Consider the following 24,801-nt stretch of genomic DNA (forward strand, 5'->3'; position numbering starts at 1 on the left):
TGGATCGCCATGCCGTTCCTGTACACGGTGGGTCTGGGTGTCATGTACGTGACCGCGTACCTGATCACGGTGGTCAACCTGGGTGGTGTGTCGCCTGGTGGTTATCTGTACATCTTCTGGCTGTACCAGAACCCGGCTGACTTCTTGTACTCCCAGATAAAGATCATGTCGATGGGTACGGTCATCACCTTCGTCGGTTGTTATTACGGCTTCACTGCCCGGGGTGGTTCGGTCGGTGTGGGTCGAAATACCGCGAAGTCCATGATGCTCAACATGGTGCTGATCCACGTCGTCGGCGTGCTCGGTACCCAGCTGTTCTGGGGTCTGTCGCCGAACGCCCCCATCGCCAACTGACAGCCAACTGACAGCCGACTAACCGGCGGTCAGCTCAGCAACGATTTTCCTGATGCGACGCGAGCGGGTCGCTTCGGTCTTCGCTTCGGAGATCGAGGTGACCCGCTCGCGTCGTTTCGTGTACGAGAGGGCGTCGAAGGCCTCGCGGGCCCCCTCGGAGGCGAGCGCCTCGGCCAGGTCGTCCGGCACGGTGACGGTGCGGGGCTCGGTGTCCAGCTCGATGTCGACGTCGACCTCGTCGCCGGCGGCGACACCCGCCTCGGCGCGGTTCGCCGCGTTCAGCGGAACGAAGAACGCCCCACCCATCGGCGCGACCGTGGTGCGGTAGGTGTGACCGCCGACGGTGATCCGGACCGCCGGACGTCGACCGGATCCGAGGCCGGTCACGACCTCCTCGGGGACCGTGATCCCGGTGGCGGTCTTACCTCCGAGCTCGACGCGGCCGCGAAAGCGCATGTGGGTGAGCATGTCACATATTGGTGACGGCTGGTTTGTGATCACCGGGCGCGGGTAATCGTCTGCCATCGACCCGAATGGGCGGTTCGGACGAGACCTGGAGGTTGGGGACGTGGGCATCATCGGATGGATCGTGGTCGGCTTGGTAGTGGGCGCGCTGGCCAAGTTGATCATGCCGGGTAAAGACCCGGGCGGCATCATTGTCACGATTCTGATCGGCATCGTGGGCGCGATCCTCGGTGGTTTTATCGGCAAGGCCATTTTCGGTGGCGGTCTCGGTGGGTTCTTCGACCTACGCACGTGGCTGCTCGGCCTGGTCGGATCGCTGATCCTGCTCGGCATCTGGCGCCTCATCGCAGGTCGCCGGGCCAGAGCTTGACCGTAGCCCGCACGACCTGACGCCCCGCTACACCACAGGACCCCGGTTCATCGGAGAACCGGGGTCCTTGTCTGTGTTCTGCCATTCATGATGACGGCCACACGAACGGGCGATAACTCTTTGTCCTGTAATTCGGTCCCGGCTACTGCGTCTCAGCTGATCATGTGATAGCTATCACGCTGAGCGAGCTGTGGCAGGCGGCTCGTCCGACGAGGAGGTTTGTCAAATGGGCATCATCGGGTGGATTGTGGTCGGCTTGGTGGTCGGCGCGTTGGCCAAGTTGATCATGCCGGGTAAAGACCCGGGCGGCATTATCGTGACAATCCTGATCGGCATCGTGGGCGCGATCCTCGGCGGCTTCATCGGCAAGGCGATTTTCGGTGGCGGACTGGGCGGGTTCTTCGACCTGCGGACCTGGCTGCTCGGGCTGGTCGGATCGTTGATCCTGCTCGGCATCTGGCGCCTCATCGCCGGTCGGCGCGCCAGGGCGTAGTCGGCTCCCTACAGCGCGAACTTCCCGGCGGCAGCCAGGAAGACGTTGTTCTCGTCCTCGCCGGCGACGGTGACTCGTACACCGTCGCCGGCGAACGGACGCACGATGACCTTCTCCCGCTCACAGTGCGCCGCGAACTCGAGCGTCCGCTCACCCAGCGGCAACCAGACGAAGTTGGCCTGCGTCTGCGGCCCCGGGAAGCCGAGCTCGGTCAACGCGGACCGCACCCGCACCCGTTCCGCCGCCACCTCCGCGCACGTCGCCAGCAGCTCCGCCTCGCAGTCCAGCGCCGCCGACGCGGCCGCCTGAGCCAGCGCGTTGACGCTGAACGCCGGGTACACCTTGCGCAGCGCCTCGATCACCGGCGGCGCACCCACCGCGTAGCCCACCCGCAGCCCCGCCAACCGGTACGCCTTGGAGAAGGTGCGCAGCACCACCAGGTTCGGCCGGCCCTCCAGCAGCGTCATGCCGTCCGGCACGTCCGGGTCGGTGACGAACTCGAAGTACGCCTCGTCCAGCACGACGAGCACGTCGCGCGGCACCTCGTCGAGGAACGCGACCAGCTCGTCACGCCGCAGCGCCGTCCCGGTCGGGTTGTTCGGGCTGCACAGGAAGATCAGCCGGGTGCGCGGCGTGATCGCGGCTGCCATCGCTTTGAGGTCGTGGCGGTGTTCGTCGTCCAACGGAACCTGCACCACCTGGGCGTTGCCCACCCTGGTCACGATCGGGTACGCCTCGAACGAACGCCACGCGAACATCACCTCGTCGTCGGCCGAGCCGCAGACGATCTGCACCAGCTGCTCGCACAGCAGCACCGAGCCGCAGCCCACCGCCACCCGGTCCGGCGTCACACCGTGCCGGCGCGCCAACTTCTCGGTGAGTCCGATCACCGCCGGATCGGGGTACCGGTTGCCGGCGGTAGCCGCCTCGGCGATCGCGGCAAGCACCGCGGCGGGAGGCGGCAGCGAAATCTCGTTGCTGGCCAGCTTCAGGGAACCCGGGACGGTACGGCCCGCCGCGTAGGCCGGAATGGCATCAAGATCGGCCCGGATAGCGGCGTTCATGGGCAGGCTCATAGCCACTCAGCGTAGTCGCCGTCGGGCGGTGCGGGACCACCAGCGTTGGCCCTCACCGAGGGACACATGGAAGGGTGAACCCATGACCGACCTCCGCACCGAAACCGTGCCGCTCGACGACGGCAGTCAGTTGCGTCTGACCGTTGCCGAACCGGACAGCGCGGTTCGCGGTGGGATCGTGGTGCTGCACGAGTCCCGGGGCGTCACGGACTCGGTGCGGTGGCTGGTGCACAGCCTCGCCATGGAGGGCTACCTGATCGTCGCGCCGCACCTGTACCACCGCGACGACGCCGACGAACTGCCCTCCGACGGCACCGAGGACACCGAGCAGCAGGTCCGCGACCAGGTCAACCGCCTCACCGGCGCCAGCGTCATGGCCGACACCGACACCGCCTTCGGCTGGCTCGCCGACCGCGACATCAGCGCGGACCGCATGGGCATCGTCGGCTTCGACCTCGGCGGCTCGGTCGCGCTGGTGATCGCCGCGCAGCGCACCCTCGGTGCCGCGATCACCGTCGCCGGCAACCACATCACCGAACCGCTCTCCGACGACCTGCCCTCTCCCCTGGAAGCAGCTCCCGAGCTGACCTGCCCCTGGCTGGGCCTGTTCGGCGAACGCTCGACGGACCCCTCGCAGGAGGACGTGCAGAAGCTGCGCGCCGCGATGGCTAGCGCCGAGAACGCCAGCGACATCCACCTCTACCCCGAGGTCGACCACCGCTTCGACAAGGACCCCGACACAGCGGCGGACGCCTGGCAGCGCACCCTGAACTGGTTCGACGCGCACTTGCGGTAGTTCCGGCGGGCCCCCGCGCGTCGTAAGTTTCCGGTTGGGACCCCGCTCCGCTTCGCTCCGGGGGCCCGCAACCGGAAACTTGGGCGGCTTCGCCGGTCGCTTCGCTCCGGCTTCGCTGCCCTCGCTTGACGCGCGCTTGTCTGGTCGCGTTCTGCTTCGCCTGTTGCGTTTTTGCAGTGCTTCGCACTGAACCCCCTTCGGGGAGACTCGCGGAGCGGGCGGAGCGGGGCACACTTCGCAGAGGTTCTGGTCCACCTCGCAGACCCACGTGTTGCGTCGCAGATGTTCCAACATCTGCGACACGACACGAAGCTCTGCGAAGTCACCCGCCACCACCCCTCCCGGGGCGCGCTGCGGCCGGCGGGGCGCGGCGCAGCCGTGACCCTGTGGGCGCGCAGACTGCCCCCGTCCCCGCGATCCTGGCCCGCACTTGGCGTGGGTGGGTGGTGTCAACCCTGAAACCTCGCCCCCGAACCCGCGTAACCAGGAACCAGCGCGAGGCCGGCGAAGCCGGGGGTTGATACCACCCACCCACGCCAAGACACTGGATGGCCAGCGGGGACACCCCGTAGACACTGGATGGCCAGCGGGGACACCCCGTAGACACTGGATGGCCAGCGGGGACACCCCGTAGACACTGGATGGCCAGCGGGGACACCCCGTACCTCGTAACCCCAGGCGAAACAGCCAGAGAGACGGCATGCTAGAGCGCATGCCGGACGAAGATGTCGAACTGCTCTGGTCACCCGATCCCGAACGCGCCGACGCGAGCGCGCTTGCGGACTTCACCCGGTGGGTGGGTGAGCACCGGAACGTGACGGCCGCCGACTACCAAGAGCTGCACAACTGGTCGATCACCGACGTCCCCGGTTTCTGGGGCGCGCTGGCCGAGTACAGCGGCGTCCGCTGGCACGACCAGCCCACCGAGGTGCTGGCGTCCCGGCAGATGCCCGGCGCGCAATGGTTCCCCGGCGGCACGCTCAACTACGCCGAGCACGCGCTCAACCCCAGCGACGGCGGTGCCGAGGACGACATCGCGGTGATCTTCGTCCGCGAGGACGGCCTGGAACGCGAGGTCACCTACGGCGACATGCGCGAGCAGGTGGCGCGCGCCCGAGCCGGCCTTCAGGCCGCGGGTGTCGGCAAGGGCGACCGGGTGGTCGCGCTCGCGCCGAACTGCGTGCAGACGCTCGTCGCGTTCCTGGCCACCGCGAGCCTCGGCGCGATCTGGTCGTCCTGCTCGCCGGACTTCGGCAGTCGTGCCGTGCACGACCGCTTCGCGCAGATCGAACCGACCGTGCTGGTCGCCGTCGACGGCTACACCTACGGCGGCAAGAGCTACGACATCCGCCCGACCGTCGACGCGCTGCGCGGCCAGCTGCCCACCGTCCGGCAGACCGTGCTCGTCCCGTACGTCGACACCGATGCGGCCCTCGACGGCACGATCAGCTGGGACGACTTCACCGCCGAGAAGGGCGAGCTGGCCTTCGAGCCGGTTCCGTTCGACCATCCGCTGTGGGTGCTGTACTCCTCCGGTACGACCGGCCTGCCGAAGGGCATCGTCCACGGGCACGGCGGCATCGTGCTCGAACACATCAAGGCGATCCGGCTGCACTTCGACATCGGCCCCGGTGACCGGCTGTTCTGGTTCACCACGACCGGCTGGATGATGTGGAACCTGGTCATCTCCGGTCTGCTCGTCGGCGGCACCGTCGTGCTCTACGACGGCAGCCCCGCCTACCCCGACCTCAACGGGCTGTGGGCGATGGCGCAGCGGCACCGGGTCAGCGTGTTCGGCACGTCGGCGGGCTGGATCCAGGCGTGCCTGAAGAAGGGCCTGCGCCCGCGCGACGACTACGACCTCAGCTCGATCCGCGCGCTCGGCTCGACCGGCTCACCGCTGTCCTCTGAGGGTTTCCGGTGGATCGCCGACGCGGTCGACGAGAGCATCCAGATCGTCAGCTGCTCGGGCGGCACCGACCTGTGCGCGGCGTTCGTCGGCGGCGCGCCCACCGTCCCGGTGTGGCTCGGTGAGATCTCCTGCCCGGCGCTCGGTGCGGCGGTCAAGGCCTACGACGAGGACGGCAAGGAGCTCGTCGAGCAGGTCGGTGAGCTGGTCGTGACCGAACCCATGCCGTCGATGCCGGTGTACTTCTGGAACGACCCGGACGGCGACAGACTGCGCGAGGCCTACTTCGACGAGTACCCGGGCATCTGGCGCCACGGCGACTGGATCAAGATCACCGCACGCGGTTCGTCGATCATCTACGGGCGCAGCGACTCGACGCTCAACCGGGGTGGCGTCCGGATGGGCACCGCCGACTTCTACGCGGTCGTCGAGGGCTTCGACGAGGTCGCCGACTCGCTGGTGATCGACACCACCCAGCTCGCCTCCGACGGCGGTGAGCTGCTGTGTTTCCTGGTGCTCGCGCCCGGCGCCGAGCTGTCGGCCATCGAGCCGTCCTTGCGGTCCGCGCTGCGCAAGGAGCTGTCACCCCGGCACGTGCCGGACCGGTTCATCCTCATCGACGAGGTGCCCAGGACGCTCAACGGCAAGAAGTGCGAGGTGCCGGTCAAGAAGATCCTGTCCGGTTTCGCGGTCGAGAAAGCGGTCAGCAGGGGAGCGCTGGCGAACCCGGCCGCGCTGGACCCGTTCATCGCCCTCGTGTCAGCGAGCTGAACGGGGTCGTCTAATCTGGTGGTACTGCGCTCGTAGCTCAACGGATAGAGCACTTGACTACGGATCAAGAGGTTGCAGGTTCGAATCCTGCCGAGCGCGCTCTCTCTTCCCCCAGCGCGGTGAGTCTGCGCGCGAAGTCGGTGAGCCCCGTCACGTCGATGTTGCTGAGGCTGATCCGGAACGTCCCCTGGTCATCAGGCAGGAACGCGGTGCCGGGGATGACCAGCGTGTCGTAGGAGATCACCAGCTCACGCACGACGTCCTCGGTGGACGGCCCGACGAACGGGTGTCGCAGCCAGCCGAACATGCCGCCGACGGACAGCAGCTCGAACCCGCCCGGCTTCTCGGCCATCAGTGCGCTGAAGCGCCGCCGCCGGTCGGCGATGTCCTCGGCCCGCTCCCGCCGCCACGTGGTGGCCCTGGTCAGCCCGGCCCACGCGGCCTCCTGGCCGATGCGGGGAGCGCAGATGGCGACGCAGTCGAGCAGTTTGGCCAGCTGGCGGCCAAGCTCCGGTGACGCGACCACGGCGCCCACCCGGTAGCCGGGGATGGCCAGGTCCTTCGAGAAGCTGTGCAGGCTGATGACGGTGTCGGTCCACCCGGGGTCGGCGAACAGCGCGTGTGCCGGCTCGTCGGTGTCCCGGAACGAGCGGTACGTCTCGTCCAGGATCAGCGCGATGCCGTGCCTGGCCGCGACCTCGGCGAGCGCGGCGATCCGGTCCGGCGGGACGACCGCGCCGCTCGGGTTGCCCGGCGTGACCACGACGAGCGCCCTGGTCCGAGGGGTGATCAGCGCCTCGGCCGCTTCGGGGGTGGGGATCTGGTCGGGCCCCGGCTCCAAGTAGACCGGCTCGATGCCGGTCATTCGCAGCCACATGTCGTGGTTGAAGTAGTAGGGCAGCGTCAGGAGCACCTGGTCGCCCTGCGCCGCGAGCGCCGACATGACCAGGCAGAAGGCCTGGTTGCAGCCGGCGGTCACGAACACGTGCTCGGCGCCGACGTGGCCTCGGTAGTCGGTGGACAGCTCGGCGGCGAACACCTCGCGCAGCCGGGGCAACCCCGCGACGTCCACCACGTACTCACCGCCGCGCGGGTCCCGAGCGGTCGCCATGACGTGCTCGACGACCTCGGGTGCCGGCGGGTACGGCGGCGCGGCCTGTGCGAGGTCCAGCAGGTCACGCCGCTTGGCCCGGTGCGCGGTCAGGCCCTGTGCCAGACCGATCGGCGAGTCGGCCACCTGAACCGTCAACGGGTTGAATCGCACTCGGTGCTCCTTGTCGGCCGCGTCTGCTCCACCGAGACTATGACGTCAACGCGAGCACCAGGTGCACCTGGAGCTCACCGACGATGCCACCGAGGATGCCGCCGACCAGGATGAGCTTCCACTCGTCCTGCTGGAACGCCGGGCGCAGCACCTTCTCGAACTCCAGCGGGGTCAGCTCCAGCATGGCATCGACGATCGTGCGTTCCACCGCGAGTGCGTCGGTGGCGTAGTCCATCGCGGGCTTCATCGTCTCGGCGGCCGCCTCGACCGCGCGGGCCGCCACGTCCCGCTTGAGCTTGCGGAACCGGTCGGAGCCGACGGTCAGCACCACCCATGGCTTGGCCAGCCCGACCTGCCGGTCCAGTACGTCACCCACGTTGCGCTGCACCATGGTGAGCAGCCGGTCGGATTTCGGGCCGGTCAGCAGCGCCTCCATGATCTTCGACACGGTGAGCACGTCCTCGGCGATGAGCTTGCCGTAGTCAGCGGCGACCTCCTTGCGGCGCTTCTGGAACATGCCCTGCCAGCGGACGCCGCAGAAGCTCCGGGGCTCACGCGGATAGAAGATCATCTTCAGGGCGATCCAGTCGGTGCTCAGGCCCACCAGCGCGCCGAAGATCGGCATGATCAGCGGCTGGTGGGTGAGTGCCCAAGTGATCGCCTGCAGCACGCCGATGCCGAGCCCGAAGTACAGCCCGCTGCGCGCGATGAACCGCATCTCCGGGCGGGACACCTCACGGACCAGCCGGTTGAGCACGGCCTTGTCGGTGGTCAGGTTGGTGATCGCCATGTCGCGGACATCAAGGTAGGAGTCCATGTCCCGCCGGAAGTCCTCCATGATCTCCGAGACGACCTTCGGTGTCTGGGCCCGAATCTGGGCCAGCACCACCCGCTGTACCGGGTTCGGCAGCATCTCCCAGATGTCCGGGTAGTACTCGGTCATCAGGTCGGACCCGATGCGGTTGATCGCCACGTTGAGCGGCTCGCGCAGCTCCCGCACGAGCCGGTCGGAGTCCATCCGGCCGAGGATCTCCTTGGGGTCGATGAGCCTGCCGAGCAGCAGATCCATCGCGATCGTGGCCATCCGGCCGGCGTTGCGCGGGATGATCCCCTGCCAGCCGAGCAGTGGCGGCTTGCCGGCGAACTCGATCGGCTTGAACATCATCTCGATGGCGACCAGCTTCGTGAAGTAGCCGATCGCGGACGCCAGGATCGGCATCGAGATGTAGGTGAGCCAGTTCGTGGCCAGGTCATGGCCCAAATCCGCCAACGTCACCGATCGCCCCGTTCGCCTGTGAGCGTCGCCACATGTGCCGCGACCGACCTAGTCTGTATCGAACGGAGATCCCGTGGCGGGATTGGCGGCGCCGGATGGCCGTTTGTTGCGGCAAATCTCGCGACATCACCTGGTGGTCATCAGGACTCCGACGCAGAGAGCGGCGAGCAGCCACCAGGCTCCGACGCTGGCCTTGTCCGAGCCGCCCCCCTTTCCGCCGATGCGGCGGAAGAAGAACGACAGGATCACGTAGCCGATGCCGAACAGCAGCGCGTAGGTCAGCAGACCTCCGGCGGCGTCGGTCTGGGCCTTGGCAGCGAGAACGATCATGACCGCACCCCCGGTGGCTGAGCTGTTCCGGATCGAGCGTGCGGCCCGCCGGATCGGCCTACTCCCGGAAAGGTGGGAGTGAGCAGGGCTGAGCTGGGCGTTCACCACTAGGGGATACCGCTTTGAAGCCGAGCTGAGGGGCTGTGTAACCTAGTCCCCACGGAGGCCGAACGGCTTCGGGAGGCTTCGCCTAGTCTGGTCTATGGCGCCGCACTGCTAATGCGGTTTGGGGTCACCCCCCATCCCGGGTTCAAATCCCGGAGCCTCCGCGCTACATCCAGCAAGTGCTGGCTTATAAATGAACATGCGCTCGTAGCTCAACGGATAGAGCACTTGACTACGGATCAAGAGGTTGCAGGTTCGAATCCTGCCGAGCGCGCCAGAACGTCTCTCAGCTCATCTTCGCCTGGCTGATCAGCGCGTTGGCCAGCTCACGTCCGATCTCGGCGGACAGAGGCGCGTCCCGGATCAGGATTCGGTACCACAGCAGGCCGTACGCCTGGTCCGCGATCAGGTCGACGGCGCAGTGCTCCGGCAGCTCGCCCGCATCCCTCGCGTCGGTCAGCAGCCGAACCAGGATCGCCCGCCGGTGCGCGGTGAACTCCTTCATCACCGACGTCGCCTCCGGATCACGCAGCGCCTCGGCGACGCCCGCGCGCAGTACCGAAGCCGCGCGCGCCTCACCCGCACTCGCGAACGTCGCGGCGAGGAACCCCTCGATCTCCTCCAGCCGGCTTCCCGATGCGCGGACCGGCGCCATCTGTTCGGCGCGCTCCACCATCGCCTCGAACAGCACCGCCCCCTTCGACGGCCACCAGCGGTAGATCGTCTGCCTGCCCACACCGGCCGCCTTGGCGATCTCGTCGATCGTGATCGTCGTAACGGCTGGATCGGCGAGCAGCTCAGCCGCCGCGTCGAGGATCGAGCGGCGCGCCGCCTCGTTGCGGCGGCGACCGGTGTGCGGCCTGCGCACGCCCGCGGGTTCGGCGTTCATGTCCGACAGCCTAGTTGACAAGACTTTGGTTCTCGGCAACGCTTGACGAGACTAATAGTCTCGATATGGGTCACCGGGGAGAGCGTCATGCGGAACGAATCGGGAACCGTGCTGGTCACCGGCGCTGCCGGTGGAGTGGGGCGTGAGCTGGTCTCGCGGCTCACGGATCTGGGCTGGCGGGTCTACGCCGGTATTCGCCCGGGAAGTTGCGCGGCGGGCCTGACCGGTGTGCCGGTCGAGCTGGATATCACCGACCTCGCGTCGGTCGACTCCGCGCGGCGCATCATCGAGTCCGCCGTCGGCGAGGACGGGCTCACCGCGCTGGTCAACAATGCCGGGCTGAGTGTCGACGGCCCGCTCGAGCTGATCCCGGTGGCGCGGCTGCGTCAGCAGTTCGAGGTCAACGTGATCGGCCAGATCGCCGTCGCCCAGGCCTTCCTGCCGCTGCTGCGGTGCGCCGGAGGACGGATCGTCAACATCGGTGGCGCGGCCGGGAGCGTCACCCTGCCGATGCTCGGTGCGCTGTCCGCGTCGAAGGCAGCGCTGGACTCGGCGAATGACGCCCTGCGGATGGAGGTCGCCCCGCACGGTGTCACGGTTAGCTATGTCGAGCCCGGGGCGCTGAGCACGCAGCTGTTCGTCAAGTCGGCTGGGGTGATCCAGCGGGACGGTTTCACCGGCTCGCCGACCGAACACGCCCTGTACGCCCCGGACCTGGCGCGCGCGATGGAGGCGATGTCGAGACAGAAGCCGGCGCCGGTCGGCCTCGCGGTGGACGCGGTGGTCCACGCACTGACCGCCCGGCGCCCGAAGGCTCGCTACCGGGTGGGCCGGGAGGCTCGCTTCCTGCTCCCCGTGCTGGCTCGCCTCCCGGTCCCGCTGCGCGACCGCCTGATCCGCGACAGCATCGGCCTCAACCGCCGGGACCAGGCGCCGGTGGCCTGACCCCGGCGAGTTCGCAGATGTTCATGTCGCGTCGCAGACACTGCAGCATCTGCGACGCGACACGAAGCTCTGCGAGGTGCGCTCCTGGGCTATGCGGCGCCGACGATGTGGTCCACGAAGCCGTAGGCCAGGGCCTCGTCCGCGTCGAACCAACGGTCGCGGTCGGCATCGGTCGTGATCTGCTCGACCGTCTGGCCGGTTTGGCTCGAGGTGATCTCGGCGATCCTGCGCTTCATCTTGCCGAACACCTCGGCCGGGATGGCGATGTCGGTCGCCGCGCCCCGGATTCCGGCGGACGGCTGGTGCATCACGATCCGGGTGTTCGGCAGCAGATAGCGCTTACCGGGCGCGCCCGAGGACAGCAGGAACTGACCCATCGACGCCACGAACCCCATGCCCCACGTCGAGACGTCCGGCTTGATCAGCTGCATCGTGTCGTAGATGGCCATTCCGGCGGGCACCGAGCCGCCGGGTGAGTTGATGTAGAGCGTGATGTCCTTCGACGGCGAGTCGGCCGCCAGCAGCAACAGCTGCGCGGTGATCCGGTTGGCCACCTCCTCGTTCACCTCGGAGCCGAGGAACACGATGCGGTCGCGCAGCAGCTGGTCGTAGACCGACTCCGACTGGTACTGGCCGCCGCCCGTAGCGGTCATGGTGGGAACTCTCATCGCTGCCTGCCTCTGCTCGCCGGTGCTGGTCGATACCGACGTTATGGGGCTCTGACCTGCAGATGAGGCGTCGTTCGCTCAGGGCTTGCCCGGTTCGCCGCAAGCGAAACGACCAGTGGCGAATCAGCCGGTCAGCGCCTGGCGCTGAGTCGGAATGCCGGCCAGCGAACACGCCGCGGTGAGCGCGGGCAGGTAGTGCACGGCGCCGCAGAAGTGGTCGTCGTCGTAGTACAGGCAGCGCACCGTCCGGTGGCCGCCGCAGCTGCACTCGGCCCACCCGCTGGTCATCCGACGTTCGATGAGCGGGTGCGGGGTCGTGGGGTGGGCGCAGTTGCGGGGAACCTGGCTGACCCAGCGTCCGAGGTGGGCGTAATCGGTGTCGGTGTCGGTGTCGGTGCGGGTGTCGGTGCGGGGGTTGGTCATGAGCGGTCTCGCCTAACGGTTCGTGCATGCCTTCAGTACTTGCATGTTAGAACTGTTCGGGTGTACTGAGGCACCTGTTCGGCATAACGCTCCGGCCTCAGATGAACGTCGGAAGCAGCGCGGCCACCTCAGCGGGTGACGCCATCCTGGCGACCTCGGCGGCGAGCCGGCCGGCGGCCGCCGCAACGGCGGGATCGGCGAGCAGATGCCGGGCCAGCGTGCTGATCGCCGAGGCGTGCGCGTGCTCGTCCAGGAGCCCGGCCCCGACCCCGAGCGCGGCGACCAGCTCGGTGTTGCTGAACTGGTCCGCGCCCTGCGGAAGCATCAGCTGCGGCACACCGGCGCCGAACGCGCCGAGCGTCGTGCCGCTCCCACCGTGATGCACCACCAGGTCCACGTGTTCCAGCAGTCGGGACTGCGCAACCCACTGTTCGACCCGGACGTTGCCGGGAACGACGCCCAGGTCGTCGGCGGTGATCGAGGGCCCGGTCGCGACCAGCACGTCGACGTCCAGCGGCGCGAGTCCGGCGATCGCCTCACGCAACACCTCGACGGTGCCCATCGCGGTACCCAGGGTCAGGTAGACGAGCGGTCTGCCCCGGTCGGACGTCGCCACCCCGTCCGGCAGGCTCGAACCGGGTGGGCTCCAGCCGACGGGACGCAGCGCGGTCCGGCGCACGGCAGTGACGAACCCGGCGTTCTGTGCCGAGTCCGGACAGATGTCGATCACCGGGTCGCCGAACGAGGGCAGCTCCGCGTTCCGGACGCCCAGCTGCGCGGCGGTCGCGGTGAGGGTCCGGTAGATCGAGTCGAACGGTGGGTCGGTGCTGTAGCGGCCGAAGGTGTGGCACACAGCGGGGACCTCGGCCAGCTGCGCGGCCATCGCGGCTCCGGTCGCGCCCATCCCGTAGATCACCAGATCCGGCCGGTCGGTTTCCAGCAGCGGAACGAGGTCAGCGACGATCGCCCGGACGAGTGTGTCGCCAAACACAGTCCCGACAACCTGCGCCAGTTCTTCCCGGGAGAGCGTTCCCGGGCGCCACACCCCGCCGCGCCTTGCCGCTTCGAAGGCCGCCGGAATGCTCATCCCGGCGGGAGTTGCGGTCAGTCCGGCGCCGCGCACGGTCGACAGGAAGGACTCGTCCGTGACGAAGTTGACCTTGTGACCTGCATGAACGGCTGCGACCGCGAGCGGGAGCAGCGGGTATGCGTGGCCGGGGCTGGGCAGCGCGGCACAGAGCACTCGCATCGGCGGAGCGTATCGAGGAACGCGGTTTCCCTGAGTACGGATTTGCGTCCCGGCCTGTGGACACTGAGAAATCCGCGGTTATATCTGCACACGTTCGTGTTCAGTCGTCACGCTTCCCGCTTCCATCTCGTTGAGGTAACGAAGCAGGCCGCCTCGGGGGGCGGCGAAGAAGCACCAATCGAAGGGGAAGTACCCGTGCTCAAGAAGGTCATCATCGCAGTTTCCGCCGCCGCGCTCGCCACGCTGGGTGTCGCCGGCTACGCGTACGCCGACACCACCAGCGCCGCCGGCCACAGCTCGGCCAAGCCCGGCGCCCACAAGGCCGCTGACACCGACTCGGACAGCTCCAGCGCCGACTCGGACAGCGACTCGGACGACTCGTCGAGCGCCGACTCGGACAGTGACTCGGACAGCGACAGCGCCGACTCCGACAGCAACGACTCGGACAGCAACGACAGCGACAGCAACGACAGCGACCACGAGGACAGCGGCGACAGCAGCTCCTCCTCGGGCGGCCTGCTCGGCGGCCTCTGATCCACAACCTCTGCTGAGGTTCTCGTGCCCGGTGACCAGGGGGGTGGTCACCGGGCACACTCATGTCCGGCGCTGCATGATCGGCCCGGACGGCGCACCATGCAGGGTCATGAACATCGGTAGAAGCCATGCGGTCATGGCCGGCGTGCTGCTGTGCGCGTGCCTGACCGGCTGCAACGAGACCTCGACCGACGTCAAGGCACCGGCCGAGTCCACGTCGAGCCCGGCCACCCGCACGACCGTCAACCTCGTGCCACCGGGGCCCAGCGTGAAGCCGACGGTGAGCGCCCCCGTGACCCCGAACTCCGCGCCCCGCTAGAAACCCGGTCGCTCGCGCCCCTGCCATCGAGGCATGATCGGCGCGACGACGACAAGGGGGTGCGCCACGATGAAACTCGCCGAGGCGCTCGCACTACGGGCCGACTCACGACGTCGGATCGACCAGCTGCGTTCCAGGGTCACCGGAAGCGCGACCTACCAGGAGGGTGCCGAGCCTGCCGAGGACGCGGTCGCGCTGCTGGCTGAGGCCGACGCCACGCTCGATGAGCTGGAATCCCTCATCCGCAGGGTCAACCGAACGAACTCGGCCACCGATCTCGGTTCCGATGGCACCATGACGGACGCACTGGCGCGGCGCGACGTACTCCGGATGAGGCACGCGCTGCTGGTCTCGGCGGCCGACGCCGCCGCCGGGCACGGCGGGTACCGCCAGCTGCGGTCCGAGCTTCGTCAGCTGTCCGCGCTGCCGGTCGGTGAGCTTCGCGCCAGGGCGGACGGCGTGGCGAGGGAGATTCGTGAGCTCGACGCCCGGATTCAGCAGGCCAACTGGAGTGTCGAGCTACTGGACTAGTGTCCTGAGTCGCAAGTTCGTGTGCTGAGTCCGGTGATCCAGATGTCGTCTGGCAAGGCGCCGGAGGCAGCTCGTACCGGGGTACTTGCAACGACGGCGCCGCCGCCAGGCGGCATCTGGGCGCCGGAATCAGTGCGCGAACTTCCGACTCGGGACACTAGAAGCGCGGGAGCAGGTAGCTGGACGAGAAGCGGGCACACAACCCGACAGCCGGCGGGTCAAATCCGGCACGACTGGTGTGCGGCGGGCAGCACCGGGGTTCGATTCCCCGAGTTACAGCGCAGGCCCAGCACAGTGCACAAGTCAGCGCACTACCGCGCACGGCGCACCACCATGTGTCGATCTCGTCGAGTGAGGGTGGGAACGGGGTTTCCCGCGTTTCTGGGTCGATCAGTGTTGCGGGCCGCTGATCAGCGGCATGAGTATGTCGTCCACGACCTGGGTGATGAACTCTTGGTCGGCGGTCCCGTGAATCATGAAGTTCATGCGGAGCAGGTGCGGGCCGGTTCCGGCGACGAGCGGTGTCAGCGCGGTGGGGCGCACCTCGCCTCGGATGACCCCGCGACGTAGCGCCTCCAGCATGTACTCCGTGGACGGTTCGAAGAATCTGGTGCGGACGATCGCCATCAGTTCTTCGTCACGCATCATCTCGGCCATCAGACCGCGGATCGCCTCACCGAACGGCCCGTTGAGCTTGTCGGCGGCGTCGGACAGGTAATCGAGGATGTCGTCTCGGACGCTGCCGGTGTCCGGGTGGACCGGTTCGGGCCGCCCGTCGGTGAGTGCGTCGACGACCAGCTCGGCGTGGCTGGACCAGCGTCGGTACAGCGAGCCCCGGCTGGCCTTGGCCCGCCGGGCGATGCCCTGCATGGTGAGTTCCCGGTACCCGACCTCGCACAGCTCGTCGAGAGTCGCCTCGAAGATCGCCGAGTTGAGCGTGTCGCCCCGGCGGCGTGGTCCCTTGCGGTGATCCACGACGCCGGGACTGGTGTCGGTCGGCATCGGCTCAGCTCTTCCGGTAGATAGGACCGGGCCAGTCCTTAGTAGAGAACAACGCGGACTCTACCAAACACCAGCGTCGGCGACGGCCCCGGCCGTCGGCGACACCCGGGGCAAGTCACCGGGCCGGCTCGCGGCGTCCACGCAGGAGGAACACCCCGAGGGCGACCAGTGCCAGCGCCGTTGCGGCGGGCCAGCCGGGGAGACCGTCGAGGCCGGTCGCGGAGATCAGGTACAGGCCGACCGCGGCCGCCAGCACACCCGCCACCCCGCGACCGGCATCCAGCCGGGTGGCCGGTGCGGAACGCTCGAACCGGCGGAATCCCAGCACGAGCACGGCACACACCAGCGAGCAGGCGATCGCGTAGCCGGGCACCGCCAGCCACAGTGAGGTGGGCAGCGTGCCGCCGGTCGCCAGCAGTGTGGCCTCCACCAGGTAGCAGGCGCTCAGGTGCCAGCAGAAGATCGTCATGATGACCGTGTTGCCGGATGCCACGGCGAACCACACCTTCGGCCTGCTCACCAGCGCTGTGCCGGCGCGACGCAGCAGCAGTGCGGTGCCGACCAGGAACAGGCTCTGCGCGAGCAGGGCACAGGTGGGCGGGGTCGCGTTCGATACCTCGTTGCCGGGCAGCCCGACCATCAGCACCGGGTACCACGACGTACCGAACAGGCGCGGTCCGAACACCAGCAGGACCGTCGCGCCGAGCCCGCCGGCGGCGAGCGCCGCCGCCAGCCGACGACCACCACGCGCCAACGTCCCGTCCGCGTATCCGTAACCCAGCTGGTGCACGGCCAGCCACACGAACAGCAGGTTCAGGTATCCGACCGGTGGGAGCGCCGCCGCGACCACGTCGACCAGTGCCGTCCCGCCCGCCAGCGCCCCGACCACCCGCCAGAGCCCGAACCGCAGGTGCAGCCGCATCATGCTCGGCGCGGCCAGCACGATCATCAGGTACACCCCGAGGAACCACAGCGGCACGGTGATCTTGTGCAGACCGGTGGCCAGGTCACCGCCGGTCAGCCCGGACGCGGTGAGTGCCGCGGCGAGCACACCCCAGACCGCGAGCATCACCATCGCCGGCGGCAGCAGACGCGTCATGCGCGCCCGGATGAACTCGCCCAGCGGCGGCCGGTGCCGCAGCGCGCGAGCGTGGGCGAACCCACCGACGAAGAAGAACAGCGCCATCACCTGCCACACCCAGGTGGTCAGCATCAGTGGCATCGAGGTGATCGTGTCGCCGGAGCCGTGGACGGTGATCAGCGCGACCACCCAGTGCCCCAGCGCGACCATGCCGATGGAGAACAGCCGCAGCAGGTCGGCGTACCGGTCCCGGTCGACGGGGGTGGCCGCGGTGAGATCGGCGGCGCTCAGAGCGGGCGTGTTCGTCATGCCCTTGACTCTCGCGGCAGGCGCCGCCGCGAACATCCGTGGAACTACGGAACCGGCAGCACCGCGACCGTGATGTTGTCCCGTCCGCCCGCGTCGAGAGCCAGCGTCGTCATGGCGCTGGCGGTACGCAGCGCCGCGGTGTTCGGTGCGGCGTTCGCCTCTGGGGAGCCCGGTTCCGCGCCGAGCACCGGGCTGGCGAGGTCGGCGAGATCGGTGGCCTCCGGGTAGTAGTTCCACAGGCCGTCGCTGCACAGCAGCAGTGCACCGGGGCCGGCCGGGGACAGGATCGTCACACCGGGCTTGTGGTCGTCGCGCGGTCCCAGCCACCTCGTGATGATGTGCGCCCGGGGATGGGCCTGCGCGGCCTCCTCGTCGAGTAGGCCAGCCGCCACGACCTCCGACGCCCACGAATGGTCCTCGGTCAGCCGCCGCGCGGGCTCCGCCGCGTCCGGGCCGGCCAGCCAGTACGCGCGGCTGTCCCCGATCCAGGCCACCGCGATCGTCGGACGCCCGGACTCGGTCTCGGAGACCAGCGCGGCGACGATCGTGCAGGACGGGTCGTCGTTGCTGCCCGGCGGTGCCAGTGCGTGCACCGCATCGGTGGCGGCCGCGATCGCGTCCCGCACCCGCTGCTCCGGGGCCGTTTCGGTCGCGGCGAGCAGGACGCCGAGTGCTGCGTCCGTCGCGGCGAGCGAGGCGCGCTCGGGGTTACGGGTGCTGGACACGCCGTCACACACCACGGCGGCCGAGACCCTGTCGCGGGTGCCCAGCGCGATCGCGTCCTCGTTGTGCGCGTGCAGGTGCCCCCGATCGGTGACCCCGGCGATCACACCGAGGTCGAACTCGGCGTGATCGCCGGTCAGGCCCGTCGATCCGGCACGCTTGTCACTGCACATTCGCTACCACCAGGTTCGGGGACGTGCCGCGTTCGCCCGGTCGACCAGGGCGATCCGCGTCGATCGATCGTCGGTCAGCCGTGCCGAGGCACGCAGACAGCGTTCCAGACCGAACCGCAGGTCGCGCTCGCGCCACGCGCAGTCCCAGAGTGCTCCTCGGCTGTCCGGCGCGGAACGGCCGTCGCGGACCAGGCGGATCGCCGACGCCAGCACGTCCGCCTTGATGTCGTGTTCGGTCGCCGGGTCGAGCGGCAGCGCGCGCACGCGTGCCTCGGCGAGATACAGCTCGTCCGGCCCCGCTGGGCTCTCCTGGCTGTCCCTCAGATGGATGCGCGCGGCGGCCAGCTGCGCGGTGATGTGCTCGCTGGAGCTGTTCGGCACACCGTCCAACGCGGCGATCGCCTCGGTGTGCAGCCCGGCCCGCAGTGCCACCCTGGCCAGTCCGAACGCGGCGTCCACCAGGCTCGGGTCGGTGCGGGCCAGTACCGCGTAGTAGCGCTGAGCGACCTCGTCGACACCCGCGGCCTCCGCGGACGCCGCGAGGGCCAGCTTCGGTGTCGCCTCGCCCGGCAGCGTGCAGTACACGACGTCGAACCGGCGTATCGCGGTCCCGGTGTCCTCGGCGAGCAGCGCCGCGATGCCCCGGTACCAGTCCAGTCGCCAGTCGGCGGTGTCCGCGTTCGCCAACGCGTCGAGACGATCGACGGCCCGGTCCGGCTGCCCCGCCTCCAGATGAGCGCGGACCAGTCGCAGCCGCAGCTCGAGACTGGGCTTCTCGGCCGCCGCGATGAGCTGGGCGACCTCGTCCGGCTCGGTGGTCGTCGTGGTGGCCAGCAGCCCGGCGGCCGGGTCGTTGACGTCGACCTGGGGCACCGCGAGCGCCGTCGCCACCCGGGCGGGGTCGGGCGGTGCGGACAACCCGGCGGCGAACACACCACGCGGCAGGCCGAACACCGTCGAGACACCCGGCCTCGGCCGCCCCGTCTCGACGGCCAGCACCTCGCGCAGCACGCCGGTGAGCTGCTCGGCCATCTCGTCGGTCGACGCGAACCGGCGCAGCGGATCCGGGTCGGTCGCCCTGCTCAACACCCGGTGCAGCGATTCGTGCCTGGCCAGGACGGGGTGTTCGGTCGGCTCCGGCAGCTGCGTGGGCTTGCCCTTGATCGCCGGCGGCAGACCGAGGGCGAGTACCGCGAGCGTCCGCCCCACGGTGTGGATATCCGAGGCCGCCGACGGGCCCTCGGTGCCGACCTCGGGCGCCTGGTAGCCGAGCGTGCCGTACACCGCGCTGTCCATGTCGTCCGCGCGGATCACCGCGCCGAGGTCGATGAGCTTGAGCTGACGGTCGTACTGGATCACGTTGTCCGGCTTGAAGTCGCAGTACACCAGCCCCTGGGCGTGCAGGTGGCCCAGCGCGGGCAGCATCTCCACCACGTACGCGATCGCCTGCGCCACCGGCAGCGGATCCAGCCAGTCGTCGCCCGACCGCCTGCCGCGTTGTTTCTCCTCCGGCTGCAGCTGCTCGACCAGCTGCTTGAGCGAGACCCCGCCGACGTACTCCATGACGATGTAGCCGACCGGTTCGCCGTCCTCGTCGGGGTGCTCAGCGAAATTGTGGATCGTGACGATGTTCGGATGGTTGACCTCGGCGAGGAAGCGCAGCTCGGCCAGCGCGGCCTTCATCGCCAGCCGGTCACCGGAGTCCAGCAGGCCCTTGAGGACCACGGCACGCCCGCGCACCCTGCGGTCACGCGCCAGATAGATCCAGCCGAGGCCGCCGTGCGCGAGGCACCCCAGCACGTCGTACTGGCCCTCGACAAGGTCACCCGGCGACAGCTTCGGCCGGAACGAGTACGCACTGCCGCAGTGCGGGCAGGTGCCTTCGGCCGGGCCCGGTGTGTCGCCCTGTCGTCGTCCGACGGCCTTGCCGCAGCGGCTGCAGAAACGCTTGTTCTCCGCGACCGTCGGATCGGTGAGCAACGCGGCGCTCGGGTCGAGCCGGGGGATCGCCGGCACGTCGACCAGGCCGCCGCCCAGCCGCGAGCGACCGGATCCGCTGCTGGTCGAGCGGGTGCCTCGGCGCGAGGGACGGCTGCCGGTTCGGCTGCTCCCGGACCCGCCGACGGAACCCTTTTCGCGCGAACCACCGTCGTCCGAACCGCCGTCGTGCGAATCGCTGTAGTCCTGGCCGCTGTAGTCCTGGCCGCCGGCCAGCCCGGTGCGCTCGTCGTCGACCGGTGCGCCCGCGACGGTGCCGGAGTCGGCGCGTGCGGTCGCCGCGACCGTTCCGGAGTCGGCTGGCCCGGCCAGCTCGGTTCCCGGTGGATCGGCGCCGCTCCGATCGGCCATCCTCACCCCGTCCCGTGTGCTGTTCGCACCACCTGACGCGGAAATACTCGCCAATGCGAGCGGATTTCCGCAACTTAGCGCCTACGGTGAGGGACTCAGGAACCACTGTGAACTCAGGAACCACTGTGAGAGGAGTGGGCGTGGTAGCGACGGTGCCGGTGAGGCTGCGGACCGCTCGCCTGCGTACCGCCGTCACCAGCCATGAGACGCCCAACCGGCTGTGGCGCACCGCGGTGCTGCTGGTCCTCGCCTGCTTCGCGACCGCGTTGGTCAGCACTCTCGTCGGGTGGACCAAGCAGGACGCCGTGGGAGTGGGCGGTGCCCGTCTCGCGGCGCTGGACACCGACACCGCGCAGCTCTACCGATCGCTCAACGAAGCCGACGCGACGGCGTCCAGCGGCACGGTGGCGAGCACGACCTCGGGCAGCTCGGCCGCGATGCGGGCCCGCTACGACGATCACATCGCGAGGGCGTCGCAGCGGCTGGTGCACGCAGCGGGTCTGCTGCCGCCCGGCGGGCGGGACGCCGCCGAGATCGTGCGCATCGCCGCGCAGCTGCCCCGGTACACGGCGCTGGTGGAATCGGGGCGGGGCTCCGGCGGTCCGCATGCGCTCGCCAGCGCGTCCGCACTGCTGCGGACCACGATCCTTCCGGCGGCCGACCGGCTGCGGCATGCCCAGGCCGCGGCGTTGGCCGCGAACTACCGGGCGGCGAGCGCGGTCCCGGTATGGGTGCTCGTGGTGATGGTCGGGACGTTGCTCGGCATCGGGTACGTCGCGCGGGCCGAACGCAGACGGACCAACCGGGTGCTGTCCCCGGGCCTGCTGGTGGCGGCTGCCCTGGTGGCGATCGGTCTGCTGTGGTGGCTCGTCGCGTCGCTCGTCGCGGACATCCGGCTGGCCTCGGCGCGGGAGCACAACGAGGTCGCCGCCGCGCTGGACAACGCGCGGGTGGTGACGCTGCAGGCCAGGGCATCCGAGACGCTCGGGCTCATCGACCAGGGCGGCTCCGACCAGGAGTACCGCGCCGCGATGACCCGGCTGCTCGGGCCGAACGGTCTGCTGAGCACCGCCGTCGCCAAGACCGGGGACGATGCGCCCGCGCTGGCCGCGGTCGAGGTCGCGGCGATCGACTGGCAGAACGCGCACCGTCAGCTGCGCGCACTGGTCGACAGCGGAAACCTCCAGGGCGCGAAGGACTCGGCCATCGGTGCCGATCCGCAGGGCTCCGGCCCGGCGTTCGACCGGCTCAACGCCACGCTCGCCGACGCGCTCGGCATCGAGCAGACCGCGCTGGCGATCGACGTCCGGCGCGCGGAGACGGCACTGTCCGGCATCACCGACGGACCGGCGCTGCTGGCGCTGCTCGCGGCGGTGGCGGCGGCGTTCGGGGTCGGCCGCCGAGCGTGGGAGTACCGATGATCTCCCGGCGCGAGCTGCTGAAACGCGGAGCCCTGCTGGGTGCGGCCTTCGGGGTCGCGGGATGCTCGGCACCCGGCTACTACGGCGAGGACGAGAGCGCGCTGGCCAGGGCACGTGCGGCGGGCATCATCACCGTCGGCATCGCGGGCGAGGCGCCGTACGGCTACACCGATCCGACCGGCAGGGCGACCGGCGAAGCCGTCGAGGTGGCGAGGGTGGTGCTGTCCAAGCTCGGTGTCCGCCGCATCCAGGCGGTGACCGTCGACTTCGGCGAGCTCATCGCCGGTCTCACCCTGGCCAGACAGTTCGACCTGGTCGCTGCCGGTATGTCCATCACGGCGGAACGCTGCGAGGCACTGGCGTTCTCGGCACCCGACTTCACCGCGCCGACCGCGTTCCTGGTCCCCTCGGGCAACCCGAAGGGGCTGACCGACTTCGAGCACCTCCGTGGTCGCAACATCCGGATCGCGGTGCTCGGCGGCGCGGTGGAAGCCCGTTACGCCCGGGCAGGCGGTGTGCCGGACAACCTGATCCACCGTTTCGCCGACCAGCAGGCGATGCTCGACGCGGTGCTGGGCGGCCGCGTCGACTGCGCGGCGCTCACCAACATCTCGCTGGCCAGGATCGTGACCATCAACCCCGGTGTGCCGGTGGAGGTGACGCCGGGGTTCTTCCCGACGGTGAACGGAACGCCGATCGTGCCCGCAGGTGGTTTCGCGTTCCGCCGGGGCGACGACGATCTGCTTGACGCGATGAACACCGAGCTGACAGCGCTGCACCGGTCCGGCGAGTGGCTGCGCATCGCGGAGCCGTTCGGCTTCGGTAAGGACAACGTGCCGGCACCGGACCTGGACACCGAGACCCTGTGCGACCCGTGAGCTAGACCCGCGTCGGGTTGTACCCGGGGGCGCGTTCCTGGCCGGAGAGCTCTTCGATGGCCAGCATGACCCGATCGGTCACCGCGCGGCGGTGCGGCGCCGGGCGCAGGCCGGGTGGAACGTCGCCGAGGTCGACCGGCGGACCGAACCGCACCGTGACCCGATGGAACCGGGGCAACCGCCTGCCGATCGGCTGCAGCCGATCGGTTCCACTGAGCGCCACCGGGACCACCGGCGCGTCGGCGGTCAACGCCAGCCACGCGACGCCGGTCCGCCCGCGATACAGCCGACCGTCGCGGGACCGGCTGCCCTCCGGGTAGATGCCGAACGCACGCTCCTCGGTGAGGATGCGGTGCCCCGCATCCAGAGCTGCCCGTGCGGCATGGTGGGTGCCGCGTTCGACCGGGACCGACCCGACCGCGGCGAGAACCCAGCGCATCAGCAGCCCGGTGACGCCGCGTGCGCGGAAGTACTCGGCCTTGGCCAGGAAGTGCACCGGCCGCGGGCTCAGCAGCGCGATGATCACGCTGTCGATGAACGAGCAGTGGTTGCTGGCGATGATCACCCGACCGCTCCGGGGAACGTTGCCCGTGCCCTCGACGCTTCGGGCGAGCACCAGCCGGATGACGGGGGCCAGGAGCAACCTGGCTGTTCGGTAGAGCACGCGTGGATTTTAGCGTCCGATCGTTCGGACTCTATCTTCGTTTTATAGTGGCGCGGTGAGTCCGCGGAGTTCAGTGCTGCAAGCCCGGGAGACACGTGCCGCGTTGCTCGCCCGGGGCATGCGCATCGCGTCGGTCGAGGGGTTGGAAGGTTTGACGATCGGTCGGCTCGCCTCGGATCTGGGGATGAGCAAGTCCGGGGTGCTCGGCCGGTTCGGGAGCAAGGAGGCACTGCAGCTCGCGGTGATCGACGAGGCCGCCGCGGTGTTCTCCCGCGAGGTCGTCTCCCGTGCCCGAGATGCGACACCCGGCATGCCGCACCTGGCCGCGCTGTGTGAAGCATGGATCTCGTACCTGGAGCGGGACGTGTTCCCCGGCGGCTGCTTCTTCATGGCCACGGCTCCGGAGTTCGACGATCGTGAGGGCCCGGTTCGCGACGTGCTCGCCGCTCTGTCGTCGGTGTGGCAGAACGACCTGCGGCGGCAGGCACTGCTGGCCGTGGACGCCGGTGACCTGCCCGGTGGCACGGATGTCGACCAGCTGGTCTTCGAACTGGGCGGAGTCATGTTCGCGGCTAACCACGCGCTGCGGATGACGCGTGACCGTAGGGCGGGAGCCCGCGCCCGGCGCGCGGTCAACCGCCTGCTCACCCGCGCGGATCTATGAGTTGGCGGTACATGCTCGAGAAGTGTGCGGAACCGCACCTTGGAGCGGCAGCAGAGGCAACTGTGGTTGGGAGCTTCGCGGCGTGCACACTTTGCGAGTAGCGACATCGGTCGACAGGATGTACTCAACCGATCGATCGTGTTCGAGCAGCATCACGAACCATCCGTCCTTGGTGCCGATCGTGTAGCCGACACGTGACCCGCTGGACCGTAAATGAACCTCTTCCACGGGGACCCACGGCCTGCGAAGCATCTCAGATGCTTGACTGAAGTCGAACGGAACGCGATATGTGTGTTGAATGAAGCTGGTTGAGGCTACTGCAACTGCGCCGACGATGAGCCCCCAAGGCAGATGCACCATGAAACGAAAGAGGAAGAAATTGGCATGCTTTGTCGCGGCTGAGTGAGCCCAAAGAGGTGTGAGCAGTATCCCCAGCACCCCGCATGCGGACGGAACTGGAAACTGGGTCACGATGGAAACGTAGTCTTTTTCTTGGATCAGTCTGGCGATACCGACTACTTCGTCCGCAGCGGCGTGTAGTCCGGACTGGAGTGTCGCGAACGCAGGCGATATTAGCGCGGTCGCTATCGCGGAGATGAGCGCCAGTCCCCACTTGCGCCATAGTGCCGATAGGACAAAAAGTACAGGTAAGTAGGGTGGTAGAAGGGGAAGTATCGTCCCGATCAAGGTTCCGGTGACACCGCCGGTTGAGGCGATGCTCATGGCACTCGTGGTGTCGTAGTTTGCTATCAGCAGTAAACGGGTTGAAG

27 protein-coding genes and 3 tRNA genes are annotated in these 24,801 nt (G+C 68.9%); 14 read left to right on the forward strand and 16 right to left on the reverse strand.

The window, feature by feature from the left end; all coding sequences use genetic code 11:
* Positions 1 to 354 (forward strand): ABC transporter permease (locus G406_RS0119710; RefSeq protein ID WP_028935144.1); only part of this gene is annotated, 354 nt, incomplete at its 5' end.
* A gap of 18 nt (positions 355 to 372) precedes the next feature.
* Here the strand turns inward: G406_RS0119710 and G406_RS0119715 are convergent.
* Positions 373 to 810: a YdeI/OmpD-associated family protein gene (locus G406_RS0119715; protein WP_028935145.1), complete on the reverse strand. Its 438-nt coding sequence runs from the start codon at positions 808 to 810 to the stop codon at positions 373 to 375.
* A gap of 112 nt (positions 811 to 922) precedes the next feature.
* Here G406_RS0119715 and G406_RS0119720 point away from each other — a divergent pair, with 112 nt between their 5' ends.
* Positions 923 to 1,189, forward strand: a complete 267-nt coding sequence (locus G406_RS0119720) for a GlsB/YeaQ/YmgE family stress response membrane protein (protein WP_028935146.1) — start codon at positions 923 to 925, stop codon at positions 1,187 to 1,189.
* 226 nt (positions 1,190 to 1,415) lie between these two features.
* The gene (locus tag G406_RS0119725; RefSeq protein ID WP_028935146.1) at positions 1,416 to 1,682 is read left to right on the forward strand and encodes a GlsB/YeaQ/YmgE family stress response membrane protein; all 267 of its coding nucleotides are present in this window, start codon (positions 1,416 to 1,418) and stop codon (positions 1,680 to 1,682) included.
* Positions 1,683 to 1,690: 8 nt separating this feature from the next.
* On the opposite strand, the gene hisC is transcribed toward G406_RS0119725, so the two are convergent.
* A complete protein-coding gene (hisC, locus tag G406_RS0119730; protein ID WP_425414603.1) occupies positions 1,691 to 2,758 on the reverse strand; it encodes a histidinol-phosphate transaminase in 1,068 nt (355 codons plus the stop codon).
* Positions 2,759 to 2,840: 82 nt separating this feature from the next.
* On the opposite strand from hisC, the gene G406_RS0119735 reads away from it, so the two are divergent.
* The 3 genes from G406_RS0119735 (at position 2,841) to G406_RS0119745 (ending at position 6,333) form a co-directional block, all read left to right on the forward strand.
* Positions 2,841 to 3,554 (forward strand): dienelactone hydrolase family protein, encoded by a 714-nt coding sequence (locus tag G406_RS0119735; protein ID WP_028935148.1) that lies wholly within the window; start codon positions 2,841 to 2,843, stop codon positions 3,552 to 3,554.
* A 712-nt stretch (positions 3,555 to 4,266) separates the two neighbouring features.
* Positions 4,267 to 6,234, forward strand: a complete 1,968-nt coding sequence (locus tag G406_RS0119740) for an acetoacetate--CoA ligase (protein WP_084216213.1) — start codon at positions 4,267 to 4,269, stop codon at positions 6,232 to 6,234.
* Between the two features lie 26 nt (positions 6,235 to 6,260).
* Positions 6,261 to 6,333 (forward strand) — tRNA-Arg (locus G406_RS0119745).
* On the opposite strand, the gene G406_RS54205 is transcribed toward G406_RS0119745, so the two are convergent.
* The 3 genes from G406_RS54205 to G406_RS0119765 form a co-directional block, all read right to left on the reverse strand.
* Complete coding sequence (locus tag G406_RS54205; protein WP_051342390.1) at positions 6,299 to 7,498, reverse strand: aminotransferase; 1,200 nt, start codon at positions 7,496 to 7,498, stop codon at positions 6,299 to 6,301. The two genes, G406_RS0119745 and G406_RS54205, sit on opposite strands and share 35 nt — an antisense overlap.
* A gap of 37 nt (positions 7,499 to 7,535) precedes the next feature.
* Positions 7,536 to 8,774, reverse strand: a complete 1,239-nt coding sequence (locus G406_RS0119760; RefSeq protein ID WP_028935152.1) for a DUF445 domain-containing protein — start codon at positions 8,772 to 8,774, stop codon at positions 7,536 to 7,538.
* A 126-nt stretch (positions 8,775 to 8,900) separates the two neighbouring features.
* On the reverse strand, positions 8,901 to 9,104 hold the full coding sequence (locus G406_RS0119765) for a hypothetical protein (protein ID WP_028935153.1): 204 nt from the start codon (positions 9,102 to 9,104) through the stop codon (positions 8,901 to 8,903).
* A 179-nt stretch (positions 9,105 to 9,283) separates the two neighbouring features.
* Between G406_RS0119765 and G406_RS0119770 the strand changes: the two genes are divergently transcribed.
* Together G406_RS0119770 and G406_RS0119775 are read left to right on the forward strand one after the other, a co-directional pair.
* Positions 9,284 to 9,373 (forward strand) — tRNA-Ser (locus G406_RS0119770).
* A 37-nt stretch (positions 9,374 to 9,410) separates the two neighbouring features.
* Positions 9,411 to 9,486, forward strand: a tRNA-Arg gene (locus G406_RS0119775).
* 9 nt (positions 9,487 to 9,495) lie between these two features.
* On the opposite strand, the gene G406_RS0119780 is transcribed toward G406_RS0119775, so the two are convergent.
* On the reverse strand, positions 9,496 to 10,098 hold the full coding sequence (locus G406_RS0119780) for a TetR/AcrR family transcriptional regulator (protein ID WP_028935154.1): 603 nt from the start codon (positions 10,096 to 10,098) through the stop codon (positions 9,496 to 9,498).
* Between the two features lie 87 nt (positions 10,099 to 10,185).
* Between G406_RS0119780 and G406_RS48215 the strand changes: the two genes are divergently transcribed.
* Positions 10,186 to 11,043: an SDR family NAD(P)-dependent oxidoreductase gene (locus tag G406_RS48215; protein ID WP_037077487.1), complete on the forward strand. Its 858-nt coding sequence runs from the start codon at positions 10,186 to 10,188 to the stop codon at positions 11,041 to 11,043.
* 89 nt (positions 11,044 to 11,132) lie between these two features.
* Here G406_RS48215 and G406_RS0119790 read toward each other — a convergent pair whose 3' ends face one another.
* The 4 genes from G406_RS0119790 to G406_RS57035 form a co-directional block, all read right to left on the reverse strand.
* On the reverse strand, positions 11,133 to 11,696 hold the full coding sequence (locus G406_RS0119790) for a ClpP family protease (RefSeq protein ID WP_028935155.1): 564 nt from the start codon (positions 11,694 to 11,696) through the stop codon (positions 11,133 to 11,135).
* Positions 11,697 to 11,834: 138 nt separating this feature from the next.
* Positions 11,835 to 12,134, reverse strand: a complete 300-nt coding sequence (locus G406_RS0119795) for a hypothetical protein (protein WP_028935156.1) — start codon at positions 12,132 to 12,134, stop codon at positions 11,835 to 11,837.
* A gap of 97 nt (positions 12,135 to 12,231) precedes the next feature.
* Positions 12,232 to 13,383, reverse strand: coding sequence for a glycosyltransferase (locus G406_RS0119800; protein ID WP_028935157.1), 1,152 nt, complete (start codon positions 13,381 to 13,383; stop codon positions 12,232 to 12,234).
* A 257-nt stretch (positions 13,384 to 13,640) separates the two neighbouring features.
* The gene (locus tag G406_RS57035) at positions 13,641 to 13,922 is read right to left on the reverse strand and encodes a hypothetical protein (protein WP_156935001.1); all 282 of its coding nucleotides are present in this window, start codon (positions 13,920 to 13,922) and stop codon (positions 13,641 to 13,643) included.
* Between the two features lie 104 nt (positions 13,923 to 14,026).
* Here G406_RS57035 and G406_RS0119810 point away from each other — a divergent pair, with 104 nt between their 5' ends.
* Positions 14,027 to 14,236: a hypothetical protein gene (locus G406_RS0119810; RefSeq protein ID WP_028935159.1), complete on the forward strand. Its 210-nt coding sequence runs from the start codon at positions 14,027 to 14,029 to the stop codon at positions 14,234 to 14,236.
* 69 nt (positions 14,237 to 14,305) lie between these two features.
* A complete protein-coding gene (locus G406_RS0119815; RefSeq protein WP_028935160.1) occupies positions 14,306 to 14,767 on the forward strand; it encodes a DIP1984 family protein in 462 nt (153 codons plus the stop codon).
* A 390-nt stretch (positions 14,768 to 15,157) separates the two neighbouring features.
* Here G406_RS0119815 and G406_RS0119820 read toward each other — a convergent pair whose 3' ends face one another.
* The 4 genes from G406_RS0119820 to G406_RS48225 all read right to left on the reverse strand — a co-directional run bounded on the left by G406_RS0119820 (position 15,158) and on the right by G406_RS48225 (position 20,404).
* On the reverse strand, positions 15,158 to 15,769 hold the full coding sequence (locus G406_RS0119820) for a TetR/AcrR family transcriptional regulator (RefSeq protein ID WP_028935161.1): 612 nt from the start codon (positions 15,767 to 15,769) through the stop codon (positions 15,158 to 15,160).
* 115 nt (positions 15,770 to 15,884) lie between these two features.
* Complete coding sequence (locus G406_RS0119825) at positions 15,885 to 17,159, reverse strand: acyltransferase family protein (protein WP_051342383.1); 1,275 nt, start codon at positions 17,157 to 17,159, stop codon at positions 15,885 to 15,887.
* A 44-nt stretch (positions 17,160 to 17,203) separates the two neighbouring features.
* On the reverse strand, positions 17,204 to 18,055 hold the full coding sequence (locus G406_RS48220) for a PP2C family protein-serine/threonine phosphatase (RefSeq protein ID WP_051342384.1): 852 nt from the start codon (positions 18,053 to 18,055) through the stop codon (positions 17,204 to 17,206).
* A gap of 3 nt (positions 18,056 to 18,058) precedes the next feature.
* Complete coding sequence (locus G406_RS48225; RefSeq protein WP_051342385.1) at positions 18,059 to 20,404, reverse strand: serine/threonine-protein kinase; 2,346 nt, start codon at positions 20,402 to 20,404, stop codon at positions 18,059 to 18,061.
* Positions 20,405 to 20,544: 140 nt separating this feature from the next.
* On the opposite strand from G406_RS48225, the gene G406_RS0119840 reads away from it, so the two are divergent.
* Both G406_RS0119840 and ehuB read left to right on the forward strand, forming a co-directional pair.
* The gene (locus G406_RS0119840; RefSeq protein ID WP_156935002.1) at positions 20,545 to 21,825 is read left to right on the forward strand and encodes a hypothetical protein; all 1,281 of its coding nucleotides are present in this window, start codon (positions 20,545 to 20,547) and stop codon (positions 21,823 to 21,825) included.
* Positions 21,822 to 22,703: an ectoine/hydroxyectoine ABC transporter substrate-binding protein EhuB gene (gene ehuB, locus G406_RS0119845; RefSeq protein ID WP_028935164.1), complete on the forward strand. Its 882-nt coding sequence runs from the start codon at positions 21,822 to 21,824 to the stop codon at positions 22,701 to 22,703. Before G406_RS0119840 ends, ehuB begins: the two co-directional genes overlap by 4 nt.
* A gap of 1 nt (position 22,704) precedes the next feature.
* Here the strand turns inward: ehuB and G406_RS0119850 are convergent, their stop codons facing one another.
* Complete coding sequence (locus G406_RS0119850; protein WP_028935165.1) at positions 22,705 to 23,367, reverse strand: lysophospholipid acyltransferase family protein; 663 nt, start codon at positions 23,365 to 23,367, stop codon at positions 22,705 to 22,707.
* 55 nt (positions 23,368 to 23,422) lie between these two features.
* On the opposite strand from G406_RS0119850, the gene G406_RS0119855 reads away from it, so the two are divergent.
* Positions 23,423 to 24,031: a TetR/AcrR family transcriptional regulator gene (locus G406_RS0119855; protein ID WP_028935166.1), complete on the forward strand. Its 609-nt coding sequence runs from the start codon at positions 23,423 to 23,425 to the stop codon at positions 24,029 to 24,031.
* Here the strand turns inward: G406_RS0119855 and G406_RS57040 are convergent.
* Positions 24,026 to 24,754 carry a hypothetical protein gene (locus tag G406_RS57040; RefSeq protein ID WP_156935003.1) on the reverse strand — a complete coding sequence of 243 codons (729 nt, stop codon included), beginning with the start codon at positions 24,752 to 24,754 and terminating at the stop codon, positions 24,026 to 24,028. The two genes, G406_RS0119855 and G406_RS57040, sit on opposite strands and share 6 nt — an antisense overlap.
* Between the last annotated feature and the right edge of the window lie 47 nt (positions 24,755 to 24,801).

Source organism: Actinospineispora spinosispora DSM 44797 (assembly GCF_000429025.1).
GTDB classification, from domain to species: Bacteria; Actinomycetota; Actinomycetes; order Mycobacteriales; family Pseudonocardiaceae; genus Pseudonocardia; species Pseudonocardia spinosispora.